The organism is Pectobacterium sp. 1950-15, assembly GCF_037136835.1.
Classification (GTDB): Bacteria; Pseudomonadota; Gammaproteobacteria; order Enterobacterales; family Enterobacteriaceae; genus Pectobacterium.
Map to the genome: position 1 here is coordinate 1 of NZ_JBBBQR010000027.1, position 18,121 is coordinate 18,121.

At 53.7% G+C, this 18,121-nt stretch carries 18 protein-coding genes and 1 riboswitch; of the genes, 10 read left to right on the plus strand and 8 right to left on the minus strand.

What is annotated here, in order from left to right; translation table 11 throughout:
- Positions 1–445: 445 nt before the first annotated feature.
- Both purH and purD read left to right on the plus strand, forming a co-directional pair.
- Positions 446–2,035 (plus strand): bifunctional phosphoribosylaminoimidazolecarboxamide formyltransferase/IMP cyclohydrolase, encoded by a 1,590-nt coding sequence (gene purH, locus WCT94_RS20050; RefSeq protein ID WP_336871423.1) that lies wholly within the window; start codon positions 446–448, stop codon positions 2,033–2,035.
- A gap of 17 nt (positions 2,036–2,052) precedes the next feature.
- On the plus strand, positions 2,053–3,339 hold the full coding sequence (gene purD / locus WCT94_RS20055; protein WP_336871424.1) for a phosphoribosylamine--glycine ligase: 1,287 nt from the start codon (positions 2,053–2,055) through the stop codon (positions 3,337–3,339).
- A gap of 72 nt (positions 3,340–3,411) precedes the next feature.
- Here the strand turns inward: purD and WCT94_RS20060 are convergent, their stop codons facing one another.
- The 6 genes from WCT94_RS20060 to nudC form a co-directional block, all read right to left on the minus strand.
- Positions 3,412–4,098, minus strand: coding sequence for a DUF1481 domain-containing protein (locus WCT94_RS20060; RefSeq protein ID WP_336871426.1), 687 nt, complete (start codon positions 4,096–4,098; stop codon positions 3,412–3,414).
- 4 nt (positions 4,099–4,102) lie between these two features.
- Positions 4,103–4,375, minus strand: coding sequence for a nucleoid-associated protein HU-alpha (gene hupA, locus WCT94_RS20065; protein WP_005970302.1), 273 nt, complete (start codon positions 4,373–4,375; stop codon positions 4,103–4,105).
- 204 nt (positions 4,376–4,579) lie between these two features.
- A complete protein-coding gene (locus tag WCT94_RS20070) occupies positions 4,580–5,170 on the minus strand; it encodes a YjaG family protein (RefSeq protein ID WP_225086534.1) in 591 nt (196 codons plus the stop codon).
- A 77-nt stretch (positions 5,171–5,247) separates the two neighbouring features.
- Positions 5,248–5,937: a deoxyribonuclease V gene (gene nfi / locus WCT94_RS20075; RefSeq protein WP_336871428.1), complete on the minus strand. Its 690-nt coding sequence runs from the start codon at positions 5,935–5,937 to the stop codon at positions 5,248–5,250.
- A gap of 15 nt (positions 5,938–5,952) precedes the next feature.
- Positions 5,953–7,017: a uroporphyrinogen decarboxylase gene (gene hemE / locus WCT94_RS20080; RefSeq protein WP_336871429.1), complete on the minus strand. Its 1,065-nt coding sequence runs from the start codon at positions 7,015–7,017 to the stop codon at positions 5,953–5,955.
- 148 nt (positions 7,018–7,165) lie between these two features.
- Complete coding sequence (gene nudC, locus WCT94_RS20085; RefSeq protein ID WP_319850568.1) at positions 7,166–7,948, minus strand: NAD(+) diphosphatase; 783 nt, start codon at positions 7,946–7,948, stop codon at positions 7,166–7,168.
- Positions 7,949–8,056: 108 nt separating this feature from the next.
- Here nudC and rsd point away from each other — a divergent pair, with 108 nt between their 5' ends.
- From rsd to thiH, 7 genes are all read left to right on the plus strand, one after another.
- Positions 8,057–8,518: a sigma D regulator gene (gene rsd, locus WCT94_RS20090; protein ID WP_336871432.1), complete on the plus strand. Its 462-nt coding sequence runs from the start codon at positions 8,057–8,059 to the stop codon at positions 8,516–8,518.
- 122 nt (positions 8,519–8,640) lie between these two features.
- A riboswitch (TPP riboswitch) is annotated at positions 8,641–8,794 on the plus strand.
- A 114-nt stretch (positions 8,795–8,908) separates the two neighbouring features.
- On the plus strand, positions 8,909–10,864 hold the full coding sequence (gene thiC, locus WCT94_RS20095; protein WP_336871433.1) for a phosphomethylpyrimidine synthase ThiC: 1,956 nt from the start codon (positions 8,909–8,911) through the stop codon (positions 10,862–10,864).
- Positions 10,861–11,502, plus strand: coding sequence for a thiamine phosphate synthase (gene thiE, locus WCT94_RS20100; protein WP_205559902.1), 642 nt, complete (start codon positions 10,861–10,863; stop codon positions 11,500–11,502). Before thiC ends, thiE begins: the two co-directional genes overlap by 4 nt.
- 1 nt (position 11,503) lies before the next feature.
- Positions 11,504–12,283 (plus strand): HesA/MoeB/ThiF family protein, encoded by a 780-nt coding sequence (locus WCT94_RS20105; protein ID WP_336871435.1) that lies wholly within the window; start codon positions 11,504–11,506, stop codon positions 12,281–12,283.
- Positions 12,280–12,480 carry a sulfur carrier protein ThiS gene (thiS, locus tag WCT94_RS20110; RefSeq protein WP_119872053.1) on the plus strand — a complete coding sequence of 67 codons (201 nt, stop codon included), beginning with the start codon at positions 12,280–12,282 and terminating at the stop codon, positions 12,478–12,480. Before WCT94_RS20105 ends, thiS begins: the two co-directional genes overlap by 4 nt.
- 1 nt (position 12,481) lies before the next feature.
- On the plus strand, positions 12,482–13,267 hold the full coding sequence (locus WCT94_RS20115; protein ID WP_336871438.1) for a thiazole synthase: 786 nt from the start codon (positions 12,482–12,484) through the stop codon (positions 13,265–13,267).
- A complete protein-coding gene (gene thiH, locus WCT94_RS20120; protein WP_336871440.1) occupies positions 13,264–14,385 on the plus strand; it encodes a 2-iminoacetate synthase ThiH in 1,122 nt (373 codons plus the stop codon). The genes WCT94_RS20115 and thiH overlap by 4 nt, the downstream gene beginning before the upstream one ends.
- Positions 14,386–14,671: 286 nt before the next feature.
- Here thiH and WCT94_RS20125 read toward each other — a convergent pair whose 3' ends face one another.
- On the minus strand, positions 14,672–16,096 hold the full coding sequence (locus WCT94_RS20125) for an aminotransferase-like domain-containing protein (protein ID WP_205558499.1): 1,425 nt from the start codon (positions 16,094–16,096) through the stop codon (positions 14,672–14,674).
- 173 nt (positions 16,097–16,269) lie between these two features.
- On the opposite strand from WCT94_RS20125, the gene WCT94_RS20130 reads away from it, so the two are divergent.
- Positions 16,270–16,461 carry a DUF1127 domain-containing protein gene (locus WCT94_RS20130; protein WP_336871442.1) on the plus strand — a complete coding sequence of 64 codons (192 nt, stop codon included), beginning with the start codon at positions 16,270–16,272 and terminating at the stop codon, positions 16,459–16,461.
- A gap of 93 nt (positions 16,462–16,554) precedes the next feature.
- On the opposite strand, the gene shiA is transcribed toward WCT94_RS20130, so the two are convergent.
- Positions 16,555–17,952, minus strand: coding sequence for a shikimate transporter (gene shiA, locus WCT94_RS20135; RefSeq protein ID WP_336871444.1), 1,398 nt, complete (start codon positions 17,950–17,952; stop codon positions 16,555–16,557).
- Positions 17,953–18,121 lie beyond the last annotated feature (169 nt).

Sequence of the window (18,121 nt, forward strand, 5' to 3'; positions counted from 1 at the left end):
AGCAGTGCGTTGTGGTCTTAACCACTTCGCGAGGTGGCGTATATTACGCTTTTCACCTTCAGAGTCAACGCTTATTTTAAAGCGTTTTCTCTTTCTTTACCGACCCGGTTGTGAATCACAGCGCCGTGTCGATGGAGGCGCATTATAGGGACTTCTCGACCTGTCGCAATAGGTATTTTAAAGAAAAATGACTGTTTGCTGCATTCCACAGCAAAACCCTGCCTTATACCTTTTTTTGCACAAACTTATCCACAGAAAGCATTCTATTCAAAAATTGACGAGCATCACGCAAACGTTTTCGCTACAATTCACCCCGTTCAAAATCGTCGTATTTTTGCGAACGCTAACTGAATATTTCTCTTTATTCCGCAATTATTGCTCTGACAAAGACGATATTCACATACCGTTCTTTACTGACTACCCAAATTCAGGGGATAACATCATCATGCAACAACGCCGTCCAATTCGCCGCGCTCTGCTCAGCGTTTCTGACAAAGCAGGTATTGTCGAATTTGCTCAAGCTCTGTCCCACCGTGGCGTCGAGCTCCTTTCAACCGGAGGAACCGCCCGTTTGCTGGCTGATGCTGGCTTAGCAGTGACTGAAGTCTCTGACTACACCGGTTTCCCGGAAATGATGGATGGGCGTGTAAAGACCCTGCACCCGAAAGTACACGGCGGCATTCTGGGACGACGCGATCAAGATGATGCGATCATGGCGCAGCACGACATCAAGCCGATTGATATCGTCGTTGTGAATCTGTATCCGTTTGCCCAGACCGTTGCCCGTGAGAACTGCACATTAGAAGATGCAGTTGAGAATATCGATATCGGCGGCCCGACGATGGTTCGCTCCGCAGCCAAGAACCATAAAGATGTGGCTATTGTAGTCAAGAGCAGCGACTACAGCGCCATTATTAATGAAATCGACGCCAACGAAGGTTCATTGACCTACGAAACCCGTTTCGATTTAGCCATTAAAGCTTTTGAACATACTGCCGCGTACGACAGCATGATTGCCAATTACTTTGGCGCACTGGTTCCGCCTTACCACGGTGAAACCGATAAACCATCGGGTAACTTCCCACGCACGTTGAACCTGAACTACATCAAAAAGCAGGACATGCGCTACGGTGAGAACAGCCATCAGCAAGCTGCCTTCTATATAGAAGAGAATATTAGCGAGGCTTCTGTCGCGACGGCTACACAGTTACAAGGAAAGGCGCTGTCTTATAACAACATCGCCGATACTGATGCGGCGCTGGAATGTGTGAAAGAATTTGCCGAGCCGGCCTGCGTTATCGTTAAGCATGCGAATCCGTGCGGCGTCGCCATTGGCGGCTCAATTCTCGATGCCTACGAACGCGCTTATAAAACCGACCCAACATCCGCATTCGGCGGCATTATCGCTTTCAACCGTGAGCTAGATGAAGAAACGGCGCAGGCTATTATCAGCCGTCAGTTTGTCGAAGTCATTATTGCGCCATCTGCCAGCGAGGCCGCATTGAAGGTGACCGCTGCCAAACAAAACGTACGCGTCCTGACCAGCGGCAGTTGGCAACAACGCGTTCCTGGGCTGGACTTCAAACGCGTCAACGGTGGTTTGCTGGTACAGGATCGCGATCTGGGCATGGTCGATGCCTCTCAATTGCGTGTCGTCACCGAGCGCCAGCCGAGCGAACAGGAATTACGTGATGCCCTTTTCTGCTGGAAAGTGGCTAAGTTCGTTAAATCCAATGCGATTGTGTACGCACGCGACAACATGACCATCGGGATAGGCGCCGGCCAGATGAGCCGCGTTTACTCAGCGAAAATCGCGGGTATCAAAGCGAGCGATGAAGGGCTGGAAGTAAAAGGTTCCGCTATGGCCTCCGATGCGTTCTTCCCATTCCGTGATGGCATTGATGCCGCTGCGGCCGTTGGCATTACCTGCGTGATCCAACCAGGTGGGTCCATTCGCGATGATGAAGTCATTGCCGCCGCCAACGAACACGGCATTGCGATGATCTTTACCGACATGCGCCACTTCCGCCATTAATTCTGGAGCTGACCGAAATGAACATTTTAGTAATTGGTAATGGCGGACGCGAGCACGCGCTGGCCTGGAAAGCTGCACAGTCACCGCTGGCAAAACACGTTTATGTCGCACCGGGAAATGCGGGCACTGCGCTTGAGCCAGCGCTGACCAACGTCGATATCGCCGCAACCGATATTCCAGCACTCGTCGCTTTTGCGCAAGAAAACCACATCGATTTAACCATCGTTGGCCCTGAAACACCGTTAGTTCTCGGCGTTGTTGATGCATTTCAGAGTGCAGGTCTAAAAATCTTTGGCCCAACACAGGGCGCAGCACAGCTGGAAGGTTCTAAAGCCTTCACTAAAGATTTTCTGGCACGCCACAGCATCCCGACAGCGGAATACCAGAACTTCACTGAAGTTGAACCCGCGCTGGCCTATGTACGCAGCAAAGGTGCGCCTATCGTCATCAAGGCAGATGGATTAGCCGCAGGTAAAGGTGTCATTGTCGCCATGACGTTGCAGGAAGCAGAAAACGCCATTCAGGACATGCTGGCGGGCAATGCATTCGGCGATGCCGGACACCGTATCGTGGTGGAAGAATTCCTTGATGGCGAAGAAGCCAGCTTCATCGTGATGGTGGATGGCAAGAATGTGCTACCGATGGCAACCAGTCAGGATCATAAACGCGTTGGGGATAAAGATACGGGCCCGAATACTGGTGGTATGGGCGCTTATTCGCCAGCTCCGGTCGTGACCGATGAAATCCACCAGCGCGTGATGGATCAGGTGATTTGGCCGACCGTCAACGGCATGGCTGCAGAGGGAAATACCTACGTCGGTTTCCTGTATGCCGGTCTGATGATTTCTGCCGATGGTCAGCCAAAAGTGATCGAATTCAACTGCCGCTTTGGCGATCCAGAAACACAGCCAATTATGCTGCGTCTGCGTTCCGATCTGGTGGAACTGTGTCTGGCAGCCTGTGACGGCACGCTGGAACAGAAAGATTCCGTCTGGGATGAACGTCCGTCTCTGGGTGTGGTATTGGCCGCAGGCGGCTACCCGGCTGACTACAACACGGGTGATGTGATTTCCGGTTTACCACAGCAGGATGCCGAAGATGGCAAGGTTTTCCATGCTGGTACCAAGCTGAACGGTATTAATGTTGTTACCAACGGCGGCCGTGTACTGTGCGTCACCGCACTGGGCAATACCGTGGCTGAAGCGCAGCAACGCGCTTATGAAATCGCAGCGGGTATTCAGTGGCAAGGGGTATTCTGTCGAAAAGACATCGGCTACCGTGCTATTGAGCGCGAGCAAGCCTGATAGGCGATCTGATAACGATTGTCTGATCAATACTGAAGCCCGGAGAAATCCGGGTTTTTTTATAGCTAATGGCTATTTAGGCTGCCACTGGCAGACATCATCCTCCACCACCAGCAATAGCTGCGTCCCTTCCGGCGCTTCCAGCCATGCGACATTTAGCGGACGCGTTGCATGCATTTTTTGCTCCGCGATCCATTCACGCGAATCATTGTCAAAATCAGGGCGAACTACCGTACCGTCACAAGACTGCACCTGCCCTTCCAGCCATTTCCCTTGCTTTAGCGTCACCTTGCCTGCACGCAGGACATCGCTCAACTCCAGCATGCGCTTAGCATCAAACTGGTAGAGCGCGACATCATCATCAGAAACCGATTCACGTCTTTCGGCAAGTTGCCGCTGCATAAAGCTGACGGTTCCATCTTCTGCAAAGCGCAAACGCATATCTTCTTTTTGCGTTCCAAGCTGATTACGCTGTATCTCGCGTAGCTTGTCCTGCTGGAACGTATAGCGAGTCACCACCAGACCGTTGCCCTGAAGCGGGTTGAACACGGTGGTCAGCGCCGTCGTATTCTGCACATCGTCTTTACGCCACAAACGCACGATACCGCGATCGGCAACGTAACCGCTGGCGAAAAACTCCGGCGGTGCGGTGCGGCTACTACAGGCCACCACGGCAGTCAGCACGAGGCCTGCTCCACACAAACGTCGTAAAAGCAAAAGGGGCGAAAACGCCCCTCTGCTTAAACTTTTAACCGACATGGGCTTATTTAACAGCGTCTTTCAGAGCCTTGCCAGAAACAAACGCTGGCACGTTGGCAGCAGCAATTTTGATTTCTTTACCGGTTTGTGGGTTGCGGCCAGTGCGCTCATTACGATGGTTGACTTTAAACGTACCAAAACCAACTAATTGTACTGCATCACCTTCTTTCAGAGACTCGGTAATTGCCGCCAGAGTTGATTCCAGAGCTGCTTTAGCCTGTGCTTTTGACAGATCAGCTTTGTCCGCAATTACATCAATCAGTTGAGTCTTATTCATAAGTTATCCTTACAGTGTGTTTATCGCTTGCTAAGCATCGAGTGCGACGGATATGCCATCTCCCTTTTCAGGGTGTGGTAGCACTCTCCTGCATACACGCACCGACAGCCACTTTTTTTACGCCCCCCAAATGTAGACCAGACAGGGTGCGAATGTGAAGCCTTAAGACAGGCCATTTCAGGCCTTAAATCACGTTTTATCGCGTTATTGATGCAAATTTATCCCGATGTTACTACTTCCGGCCTCACGCAGATCGGAACGGAGCCCTTTTATCAGCTCAATGTCGCGTTCTTCACAGGCCGCCAACAGACGAAAAATCTCCCATTGGATGTCCCATTCTTCTTCAATTGCAGGCAAAACCTTTAGCTCATCGTCGGTCATTTCTTTGCCTGCCTGCGTCATTTCCAACATGGCAACCGTGCGGATAGACGTTTCGCTAATCGCTATTGCATGTTCGAGCGTTGCACCGCTTAAACGCGAATGAATCAGTTCGCCCAACGCGATACAGGCATCAATAGCCGGGTAGACGCCGTAAAGATCGTAATCTTCCGCAGCGGGAATCGCTTCTTCCAGCTTTTCCAACTGGCTATCGAAATTAACCTTCGCATCTTTAACAACCAATGTTTCCCATACCAGATCGAGAATGCGGCGGTAAACCATCGCATCGCCGAACTCTGTTTGACGACAGAACTCGTGGTAGTTGGGATACATACGTTCACAAAGACATGCCATGAAAGTGACATGTTGCCAGCTTGCCAATTTTTCCAGACGTAAATGAATGGGGTTACGTAACATTTTTATGCTCATTAACAGCGACGGACGGCAGTGTACCTGAAATCACAGTGACGCCCTATGCCTGAATTCCTAAAGTTTTACGACAATACGTTAGCGGCTTGCTGCCGCTGCCAACGCACAAATGCGGGACGATTCGATGCAACAGCATCAGCCCAGCGGGTCGGCTCCGGTAAACGGTAGCCGCGCATACAACGTTGCACCCAGTGCAATGCACTGTCCTGACCCACTCGATGTCCCGTCGCCACAAACAGCGGATTACAGCGCGCTTTGCTACGCCATACCCAGCCAATCTGTTCGCCTTTGTCCAGTAACGGCTGCTGACTGCCGACGCTCTCCGCCAACGGTTCAAATCGGCCACACAGCCGACTTTTTGCCACGCCAATCGTCGGAACATCAACCAGCAGGCCAAAATGGCTGGCAACGCCAAGGCGTCGAGGGTGAGAAATCCCATGCCCATCGACAAACAGCAGATCGGGTTTCTGTTCAAGCAATTCCCACGCGGCAAGCAGCCCAGGGCATTCGCGAAATGAAAGAAAACCGGGGATATAAGGCATCGTCGTGCTAATACGCGCAATCTTGTATTCTACCAGCTCCAACGAAGGATAGCGCATTACCGCAATCGCAGCGCGAGTGACCGAGCCTTCTTGCTCAAAGCCAACGTCTGCACCCGCGATAAACGCGGGCTGCTCAAAAGGTAAATCGTCGTACCGAATCACATCAGAAGCGCGGGCCAGTTGCTCAGCCCGCAGCTGTTGTGTATCAATCACATCACCTCCTGTGAATCATGCGTGATAAGGGCGAGACAACCGATGGACGGCCTCAACAAACACGCCGGCATGCTCCGGCGGCACGTCCTGATGAATGCCGTGCCCCAGATTGAAAACATGCCCGTTGCCTTGTCCAAATCCTGCCAGGATCGACGCCACTTCCTGCTCGATCCGTGCCGGATCGGCATACAACATCGACGGATCCATATTTCCCTGTAGCGCCACTTTATCGCCTACGCGGCGGCGTGCGTCAGCAATATCGCTCGTCCAGTCCAGCCCCAGCGCGTCACAGCCAGTTTCTGCCATCGCCTCCAGCCACTGGCCTCCGCCTTTGGTAAAGAGCGTCACCGGCACGCGACGGCCTTCGTTCTCACGTTGTAAACCATCAACAATCTTATGCATGTACCGCAGGGAGAATTCTTTGTAGTCACGTCCGCTCAGCGCGCCGCCCCAGGTATCGAAGACCATGACCGCCTGCGCGCCAGCGCGAATTTGCGCGTTGAGATAAAGAATGACGCTATCCGCCAGCTTATCCAGCAGCAGGTGTAACGTTTTAGGCTCAGCGAACATCATTTTCTTGATGACGGTAAACGCTTTGCTGCTACCGCCTTCAACCATATAGGTCGCCAGCGTCCACGGGCTGCCCGAGAAACCAATCAACGGCACTTCCCCGGCGAGATTTTTACGGATCGTCCGCACCGCGTTCATCACATAACCGAGTTCCTGCTCAGGATCGGGAATCGGCAGGTTAACCACATCGGCATGAGACGTGATGGGAGAGTGAAAGCGTGGGCCTTCCCCTGCTTCAAAATAGAGCCCTAAGCCCATGGCATCAGGGATGGTCAGGATATCGGAGAACAGGATTGCCGCATCCAGCGCATAGCGCCGTAAAGGTTGTAACGTGACTTCGCAAGCCAGTTCTGCGTTTTTACACAGCGACATAAAATCACCCGCCTGCGTGCGCGTTGCCTTATATTCCGGCAAATAGCGCCCCGCCTGACGCATCATCCACACCGGGGTGACATCAACGGGTTGGCGCAATAACGCTCGCAAGTAGCGATCGTTTTTCAGATCAGTCATGTTTTTTTCCTTTCAACCTCACGGCGGTTCGACACCGGATAGATGTGATGAAACGGATGCGTTATAAAACGAACGCTTTATAAAACGAATACGCTATGACGCGGGTACGTTGTGTACGCGAGTCATTCATGGCGCAAATAGTACCACGTCAGCCTTCGTTCTCGTGATAAGCGCGACACAACACCACCGTATCTTCGATAAGCCGACGCGCCACAGTGCCCGGCGGGGGCAACTGCGGGAGTTGGTCAAAGCGGAACCAGCCCGCGTCACGCAGCTCTTTCGGGTCGTGCTTGATTTCTCCCCCCGCATACTCAGCCATAAACGCCATCATCAACGAATGCGGGAAGGGCCAAGGCTGCGAACTCACGTAGCGCAGGTTTTTTATCTGGATTTGGCTCTCTTCCATCACCTCGCGCACAACCGTCTGTTCCAGCGTTTCGCCCACCTCTACAAACCCAGCCAGCACGGTGTACATATTCCCGCGATGCCGGTTGTGCTGCGCCAGCAAAATTTCCTCGCCACGGCGAATCGCGACGATGATGCAGGGCGCAATCTGCGGATAATAGCGCTCTTTGCAGTGGTGACATAAGCACGCCAGTTCCGTTTTACTCCGCACCATTTCATGACCGCAGTAACCGCAAAAACGATGAGAACGATAGAACTCAGCCAGCTGTACGCCTCGCCCCGCCAGTTGGAATAAGCCCACGTCCTGATCGAGCAGTTGGCGAACCGATGCCATATCGGAATCCCGGCCCTGACACACCAGCCAGACAGGCTGTTCTTGCCATTCGCCGATTTGGCGAGCCGTTTTCCCCTGCAAAGACCATTTCGTCGCCGTTCCACACGGTAATTCTCCCTGGGGTAGCCAGATTTGTACCGCATCGCTAACCACCCACCAGCCGGTCTCATCACCTTTTAGCGTCTGTTCCATATCTTTTTATTGCTCCACTGCCACTTCACTGGCATTTTACATTCAGAGTGATTACATAAGTTTTATAACTGGGATTTCAGTTATTTCTTACCGTTCACGGAGTCAACAATGCTAAACCAGCTACAAAGTCTGACTGAATACGTTGGTGGCAATAATGCGTTAATCGACCAATGGCTACAAGCGCGTAAGCAGCTTCTGGTGGCTTACTATCATCTGGTTGGCATCAAGCCGAACAAGGAAGCGCTTTCTCTTCTGGATGAAGAAGCATTGGATAATTTTTGCCAGAATCTGGTGGATTACCTTTCTACTGGCCACTTTCATTTATACGAAAAGATGCTGCATGAAGCAGCGACACACAGCGAACAACTATTAGCGCTTTCCACCCAGCTCGATTTCGCCCTGCAAAGCAACACGCAGCAAATCATGACGTTTTACGATAACCATCTGGCGACGGCCATCGACCATGATAACTGCCTCAAATTCCAGCAGGCACTCTCCAGCGTCGGCGAAGCTCTGGAAGAGCGTTTTACGTTAGAAGACAACATGATCCGTCTGGTTTACGACAACTAGCGGTCATTTAACGTTATTTAAGAACATCGCCACACGCTGTACAGGCAAAAGCGGCACGCTTTGACATCCGCGTTTTGTCGACATACAGTGTAGGGGTTTTATTGGCCCGTTTAAGAAACGGGCATATCTTGTCGGAGTGCCTAGCGTGCTCGTGTTTTGTTTTACGAAATCAATCGTTTTACAAAACTTATGAGCGCACAGGCTGAGACCGTTAATTCGGGATCCGCGGAACCTGATCGGGTTAATACCTGCGAAGGGAACAAGAGTAATGCACCTCATTGAGCCCAAGGCTGCGTATTCCTACATACCTGCTCTGATGCCCAATATCATTATTACTCCCTCCGGGCTCCAGACAAGCAATCTTCCCTTTACGTCTTACAGGAACTTGCTATGTCTACAGAACCATTGTCTATAAAAACAGTGTCGTCAAAATCGGGTCGCCGTGAACAGCGTGCCGCCGCCCAGCAGTTTATTGAAACCTTACAGGGTACCGCCTTTCCCAATTCCAAACGCATTTACCTTGCGGGCTCACGTGATGACATCCACGTGCCAATGCGAGAAATTCAGCTTAGCCCGACGTTACTCGGCGGCAGTAAAGACAATCCCCAATACGAACCCAATGAACCGATCCCAGTTTATGATACGTCAGGGCCTTATGGCGACCCCGCCGCCCAACCCGATGTCCGCGTTGGGTTAGCGAAGCTGCGCGCCAACTGGATTGCCGAACGTCACGACACCGAGGCGCTATCCGGCGTCAGTTCCGATTTCACCCAGCAGCGTCTGGCTGATGCCGGTCTGGATCATCTGCGCTTCGAGCACTTGCCACGACCTTTACGTGCCAAAGCAGGCAAACGCGTTACCCAGCTCCACTATGCGCGGCAGGGCATCGTTACCCCGGAAATGGAATTTATCGCCATTCGCGAAAATATGGGGCGCGAGCGCATTCGCACTGACGTGTTGCGCCAGCAGCATCCGGGCCAGAGTTTCGGCGCTCTCCTGCCGGAGAACATCACGCCGGAATTTGTCCGTCAGGAAGTGGCCGCCGGGCGCGCCATTATTCCTTCCAACATCAACCACCCGGAATCAGAGCCGATGATCATCGGACGCAATTTTCTGGTGAAGGTTAACGCCAATATCGGTAACTCGGCTGTGACGTCCTCCATCGAAGAAGAGGTGGAAAAGCTGGTCTGGTCTACCCGCTGGGGCGCGGATACGGTGATGGATCTCTCAACCGGCCGCTATATTCATGAAACCCGCGAGTGGATTCTGCGCAACAGCCCCGTGCCAATCGGGACTGTGCCGATCTATCAGGCGCTAGAGAAAGTGAACGGCGTGGCGGAAAACCTGAACTGGGAAATGTTCCGCGACACGCTGCTGGAGCAGGCGGAACAGGGCGTGGACTATTTCACCATCCACGCCGGCGTGCTGCTGCGCTACGTGCCGATGACCGCCAAACGCCTGACCGGCATCGTTTCGCGCGGCGGTTCCATCATGGCGAAGTGGTGCCTGTCGCATCACAAAGAGAGCTTCCTGTACGAGCACTTCCGTGAAATCTGTGAAATCTGTGCCGCTTACGATGTCGCGCTGTCGCTGGGTGATGGCTTACGCCCCGGCTCCATTCAGGATGCTAACGACGAAGCCCAGTTTGCCGAGCTGCATACACTGGGCGAGCTGACCAAAATCGCCTGGGAATACGACGTACAGGTGATGATCGAAGGCCCCGGTCACGTTCCGATGCAGATGATCCGCCGCAACATGACCGAAGAACTGGAGCACTGCCATGAAGCCCCGTTCTATACGCTCGGCCCGCTAACCACCGATATCGCACCGGGTTACGATCACTTCACCTCCGGCATCGGCGCGGCCATGATCGGCTGGTTCGGCTGCGCGATGCTCTGTTATGTGACACCAAAAGAACATCTCGGCTTACCGAACAAAGAAGACGTTAAGCAGGGGCTGATTACCTACAAGATCGCCGCCCACGCCGCCGATTTGGCGAAAGGCCATCCCGGCGCGCAGATCCGTGATAACGCTATGTCGAAAGCGCGTTTCGAATTCCGTTGGGAAGACCAGTTTAATCTGGCACTCGATCCCCAAACGGCCCGCGCCTACCACGATGAAACGCTGCCGCAGGAATCCGGTAAAGTCGCCCACTTCTGCTCTATGTGCGGCCCCAAATTCTGCTCGATGAAAATCTCACAGGAAGTACGCGATTACGCCGCGAAACAGGAAGCAGAAGCCAAACCGATTGAAGTGGGTATGGCGCAGATGTCGCAAGAATTCCGCTCGCGCGGCAGCGAGCTTTATCACAGCGCCACCAGCCTGCAAACTGAGGAGAGCAAATGACGGATTCGACGCCCTTTGCCCCAACGCCTCAGCGGCTGGGGCTTTATCCCGTCGTCGATAGCGTGGAATGGATCGAACGACTACTCGGCGTCGGGGTGAAAACGATCCAGTTGAGGATCAAAGATCGGTCAGATGAACAAGCCGAAGCCGAGGTGATCCAGGCGATCGCCTTGGGTCGTCGCTATCAGGCACAGCTCTTCATCAACGACTATTGGAAATTAGCCGTAAAACATCAGGCGTACGGCGTACATCTGGGTCAGGAAGATCTGGATACCGCCGATCTGGCCGTGATTAAACAAGCAGGTCTGCGCTTAGGCATCTCCACGCACGACGATCGTGAGCTGGCGCGCGCGGTGGCGATCAGCCCGTCCTACATCGCGCTGGGGCATATTTTCCCAACCCAAACCAAAGACATGCCATCAGCGCCGCAGGGGCTGGCCGAATTGACGCGCCACATCATCGATCTGCAAGGCCGTTTTCCCACCGTGGCGATTGGCGGCATCAGCATCGACAAAGTGCCTTCGGTGCTAAAAACGGGCGTCGGCAGCATTGCCGTCGTCAGCGCCATTACGCAGGCACCGGACTGGCGTCAGGCAACGGCAACGTTGCTCAGGATGATTGAAGGGCGGGAGGCATAACATGGCAACGCATCACCACTCTACGCCAGCCGGACTGAGCGATAGCGAGTTCATGCGCTACAGCCGTCAACTCATGCTGGAAGATATTGGCCTGGACGGTCAGGATAAGCTTAAAGCCGCCAGCGTTCTGCTGGTCGGACTGGGTGGGCTGGGCGCACCCGCGTCGCTCTATCTGGCTGCCGCAGGGATCGGCACGCTGCTGCTTGCCGACGATGACGCACTGCATATCAGCAACCTGCAACGTCAGATTCTGTATCGCACCAGCGATACCGACAAGCCCAAAGCCGTGCTGGCCCAGCGTCAGCTACAGGCGTTAAACCCGAACTCAGAAGCGATTGCGATTACTGAGAGGCTCAGCGATGGCGCATTACACCGCGACGTTAGCCGCGTCGATCTAGTGCTGGATTGCAGCGACAACATGGTCACTCGCCACGCGGTTAACGCCGCCTGCTTTCGCGCAGGCAAGCCACTCATCAGCGGAAGCGCCGTCGGTTTCAGCGGGCAGCTCGCAGTCTTCACGCCGCCTTATCACTCTGGCTGCTACGCCTGCCTGTACCCTGATACGACCGAACCACAACGCAACTGCCGTACCGCAGGCGTGCTGGGTCCAGTGGTCGGCGTGATTGGCACACTTCAGGCGCTGGAAGCAATAAAGCTGCTGGCCGGTATGCCGTCTGCGCTGGATGGCAAGCTGAGAATGTTCAATGGCAAACAGCAGAGCTGGAACACGCTCCAGCTCACGCGCGCGCCCCACTGCCCGGTATGCGGGGGAGCAGCATGAGAATCACGCTGAATGATGAGCCCTTTGAATTCCCAGAGGCCATCACGGTTGAAGCGCTGCTAAGCCAGATAAACCGGCTACAGCCCGGCACGGCGCTGGCTATCAATCAGACCATTATCCCGCACACCACCTGGTCACAGCATCAGGTTCAGGACGGTGATGATATTTTGCTTTTTCAGGCAATCGCGGGAGGATGACATGCTGCACATTGCCGATACGACATTAACTTCACGGCTGCTGACTGGCACCGGAAAATTCGCCACGCCAGAACTGATGCTGGCGGCACTCGAGGCTTCCGGTTCGCAGTTGGTTACCATGGCGATGAAACGCGTTGACCTGAACGGCGGCAATGACGCCATTCTCGCCCCGCTACGCCAGCTCGGCATTAAGCTGCTGCCGAATACGTCAGGAGCCAAAACCGCAGACGAAGCCATTTTTGCGGCCCGACTGGCGCGTGAAGCGCTGGGCACTCGCTGGCTGAAACTGGAAATTCATCCTGATGTGAAATACCTGCTGCCCGACCCTATTGAAACCCTGAAGGCTGCTGAAAAGCTGGTAAAAGAAGGATTCACGGTACTGCCTTACTGCGGGGCCGACCCGGTACTGTGCAAACGGCTGGAAGAAGTCGGCTGCGCGGCAGTGATGCCGCTGGGCGCACCAATCGGCTCCAATCAGGGGCTACAAACGCGTGATTTTCTCCGCATCATCATCGAACAGGCGCGCGTTCCGGTGATTGTCGATGCGGGTATTGGCGCACCCAGCCAGGCGGCCGACGCGCTGGAAATGGGAGCCGATGCCGTTCTGGTCAACACGGCCATCGCCGTTGCTCGCGATCCCGTCGCGATGGCGCACGCATTTCGGCTGGCGGTCGATGCCGGCGATCTTGCTCATCAGGCCGGTCTGGGAAGTAAGCAGTTGGTCGCCAGCGCCACCAGCCCGCTCACCGGTTTTCTTCATCGGCAAACAGAAGGGACAAAGCGATGAACGTCGATTTCCAAACCGTCTGGGAACAGCTCGACTGGGATGACCTGACGCTGCGCATCAACGGTAAAACCGCACAGGATGTTGAACGGGCGCTCACTGCGCCACACTTGACGCGTGACGATTTTATGGCGCTCCTTTCACCTGCCGCCAGCACCTATCTGGAACCGCTGGCGCAACGGGCGCAACAGCTTACCCGCCAGCGTTTCGGCAATACGGTAAGCTTCTATGTCCCGCTGTACCTGTCCAACCTGTGCTCCAACGACTGTACCTACTGCGGCTTTTCGATGAGTAACCACATCAAGCGAAAAACGCTGGATGAAGCAGAGATCCTGCGTGAATGCGCCGCTATCAAGGAACTGGGGTTTGAACACCTGTTGCTCGTGACTGGCGAACACCAGCGTAAAGTAGGCATGGATTATTTTCGTCGCGTTTTTCCACTGATCCGACCGCTCTTCAGTTCGCTGATGATTGAAGTTCAGCCCTTGTCGCAGGACGAGTACGCCGAATTAAAAGCACTGGGTCTGGATGGCGTGATGGTCTATCAGGAAACCTATCATCCGGCGACCTACCAGTTGCACCATCTAAAAGGACAAAAGCAGGATTTCCACTGGCGACTCGCCACGCCGGATCGACTGGGTCGTGCGGGGATCGACAAGATCGGGCTGGGTGCCTTAATCGGCCTGTCCAATAGCTGGCGCACCGACTGCTACATGGTGGCGGAACACCTGCTGCACCTGCAACAACGCTACTGGCAGAGCCGGTATTCTATTTCGTTCCCGCGCCTGCGTCCCTGCGCGGGCGGCATTGAACCGGCATCGATTATGGATGAAGCGCAGCTCATGCAGGTGATTTGCGCATTCCGCTTGCTGTCACCGGATATTGAATTATCGCTGTCCACACGCGAATCACCGTTCTTTCGCGATCATGCCATTCCTATCGCAATTAACAACGTCAGCGCCTTCTCCAAAACCCAGCCGGGTGGTTACGCCGATGACCACCCTGAACTGGAACAGTTTTCACCCCATGACTCGCGGCGTCCTGAAGACGTGGCGCAGGCCATCGTTCGAGCAGGTCTCCAGCCCGTATGGAAAGACTGGGACGGTTATTTAGGCAGATAGCCACTCAGCAGATAAGACAGCGATACGCCTGATTTGGGATGCGGCTCGCAAGCCAAAATGAGAATTACACGGAAGACAACATTCTCAGGATAGCGCCGCGCAGCATGACATTCGGCCTATCGCCACAGTCTGTGACGAAGAATACAGTAGCGTCGTTGGCAGGCCTGAGCATTACGGAGCTTGCTGGCCGGAGCCGTTTGCCACTCATCGGTTCTGCACATCAACCCGCCGATACGGGGCTTATCCTTACCCGTATCGGCCCTTCCCTAACACTCTCAGGGGCGCTCTAGTCAGGAGGCGTATGCATCATCTTCGCAACCTCATTACCCACGATACGCAGCCCTTCCCTCATCTCTTCCGTGAAGCGATTGGCATAGTTGAGTCGAATACAATTGCGGTATTTCCCTGAGGCAGAGAAGAGCGACCCTGCGGCGATCTGTATGCCTGATTTTCTGACCTCACGGGTAAGTTTGAGCGAATCAAAATATTCGGGCAGTTCAATCCACATCAGGAACCCTCCCTGCGGACGACTCACACAAATATTGGACGGAAAATACTCACGCACCCAGCAGGTAAACGTACTCAGATTGGCTTTGTACTGGGCGCGCATACGGCGCAGATGGGGCTGATAGTGTCCCTGACGAATAAACTCCGCCACAGCTAGCTGCGGTTGCACCACCGTTGATCCCGTACTGATGTATTTTGTATGGATGACCCGTTCCAGATAGCGCCCTGGGGCAATCCAGCCAACGCGTAAACCGGGCGCTAGGCTCTTTGAAAACGAGCTACACAGCAGCACGCGTCCATCCTCATCAAACGACTTTATCGCACGAGGACGCGGATATTCATAGGCCAACTCCCCGTAGGCATCATCTTCAATAATCGCGATATCAAAATGCTGCGCCAACGTCACCAGCGATTTCTTGCGGGCGTCTGGCATGATGAAGCCAAGCGGGTTATTACAGCTCGGTACCAGCAGGACGGCTTTGATCGGCCATTGATCCAGCGCCAGCCTCAGCGCCTCGAGGCTGATCCCCGTGACTGAGTCAGTTGGGATCTCGATCGCTTTGATATCCAGCCCACGAAGGATCTGCATCGTGCCCGGAAAAGCCGGTGACTCAACGGCTACGATATCACCAGGCTGACAAACGGCGCGAACGGCAACAAAGAGAGCCTCCTGACATCCGGTCGTGACCACAATATCATCTCGAGTGAGCTGGCAGCCGCAGTCGACGGTAAGGCGGGCAATCTGGTCGAGCAGCTCTGGCATACCATAAATACTGTCATATTGTAAGACACGGGAATCCTGATATTGGCAGAGGCGGGCCATCTCTTTCCACAGGGGTTTGATGGTCGGCTGGCTCACATCCGGCATTCCGCTACCAAACTTCAGTATGTTCGTTTCCAGACGCACGTTCACCAGCTCCAGTACCGATTCCCATTGCGTGATCTCAACCGGACGCTGAGCAGGACGCGTTAGCGCGGGTACAGGCGGCGTGGCCTTACGCGGCGTGACAAAATATCCCGAACGCGGCTGCGGCATAATCAATTGCCGGGTTTCCAGCAGATGGTAGGCCTGCTGTACGGTACTGATGCTTACACCATGCTCTGTACTCAGCGCCCGTACCGAAGGCAGGCGCTCTCCACTTTGGTACAACCCTTGTTCGATCCGCTGTTCTAACAGCCCGGCAAGGTGTTGATAACGCGTCATCAGTATCGTCCCCTATTAAGATATCCAACCGCAACCGGTACAGATTCAAATAAAAATCACCATTCAGATGCAATATCACACAATCTGTATGCTAAAAAAATGGATTTTTTGCATCTGTATTGAAAATACCTTTCGCCTCATCATAGCGATCATTCACTGGCGAGGGGGAAAATATGGAATTTCATGAGAATCGATCACAAAAGCCGTTCCGCGAGTCACCGTTCTGGCTAATGCTGACTTTGCCGTACCGTTTGTGGAAAGCCTGGCGGGCAAGGGCACAAACTCTGAAGATACTAAAAAATATGAGTGATGACGGGCTTAAGGATATCGGGCTGAAGCGAAGCGATCTCGATCAGTTTAGATAACAGCGCCGAATAAAAAACACAAAAAAACAGAGGAAGCGCACCGATACAGATACGGCATCTGTATCGGCATTTTGGATTAGAGAGATGGGGAGCTTAGTGAGGTAAAGCATCCGCCGGTTTTGCTTTCATCTGCATCCCGACAATCGCCGACAGCAAACAACCAATGGCAAGGTAAGCCGCCACCGCGTGCCATGAGCCGTCCATAAACTGCACCAGCAGAACAGCGATAAAAGGCGTAAATCCGCCGCCGACCACGCTGGCAACCTGATAACCAACACCGGCCCCGCTATAGCGATAAGCCGTACCAAATAGCTCGGTAAACATCGGCTGCTGTACGCTAACAATCATATCGTGGGCAATATTCGCCAGCATGATGGCAAAGAACAGAATCAGCAGCGTGTTATGGCTTTCCAGCGCCATAAAGAATGGCACTGCACTCGCGGCACCAATCAGCGCACCGGTAACGTAGATCCGACGGCGGCCAAAGCTATCCGCCAGATAGGCAAAGAAAGGAATAGACACACAGCTGATCGCCCCCACCAGCAGCCCGATATTCAGGAAGATATCGCGCGATAGCCCAAGATGGGTGGTGGAGTAATTGAGCGCAAACGCGGTGACGATATACATCGTCAACAGTTCTCCAAGCCGTAGCGCAATAATCAGCAGAAAGGCTTTCGGATGCTGGCGCAGTGCCTCCATAATAGGGAACGAACGCAGTTTGTTTGCTCTTTCTCCCAGAGTTTTATTCGCCTCAAACTCCTGAGACTCATCCATCCCGTTACGCACCCACCAGGCAATCGCAACCAAAATCAGGCTGAATAAGAACGGCAAACGCCAGCCCCAGGTGATAAATTCCTCATTGGTCGTCAAATTACTGGCCAGCGATACCGACCCTGTAGCTAGTAACAGCCCGACGCCAAAGCCAACCTGTACGCCGCTGCTGTAGAAAGCTTTCTTCTTCTTTGGCGCGCTCTCTACTGCCAACAGCGCCGCACCGCCCCACTCGCCACCGACAGCAAATCCCTGAATGGCTCGCAGCATAACCAGCAGTACTGGCGCCCACCAGCCGATGGAATCAAACGACGGCAACAGACCAATCAGCGCAGTAGAAATGCCCATCATCCAGACCGTGATCATCAACATCCGTTTACGGCCCAGCTTATCGCCGAAGTGTCCAAACACCATACCGCCAAGCGGACGGAACAGAAAACCCACGCCAAACGTACCAAATGCCGCCAGCGTCCCCATTGTCGGGCTGACCTGTGGGAAAAATTCGGTATTAAATACAAGGGCGGCAACAATTCCGTACAGCAAGAAATCATACCAATCCACAACAGCTCCCACAAAACTGCCCCACGCTGCACGTTTCGCTTTATGTTGAGAATGGCTTACTGACTGTGTTTGTAGGGTTTTACCAGATGAAATTGAATCATCCTGATGAGGTACTGAGCCGCCAGGCTGTGAGAGTGTTGGCGTAGTTGAGGTGTCCATTTCGGTTCCGTTCTATTTACTTTACACTACTGTACAACAAAAAATTTCAGGAAGAAATTTTTAACGTCGTTTACGACGGCCTTTAGGTAGCGCACAGGGATGTGCGCTATAAAAAATTTCAGGAAGAAATAAAACGCCGGGAACGTTTTATAACAACGCACAGCGTTGG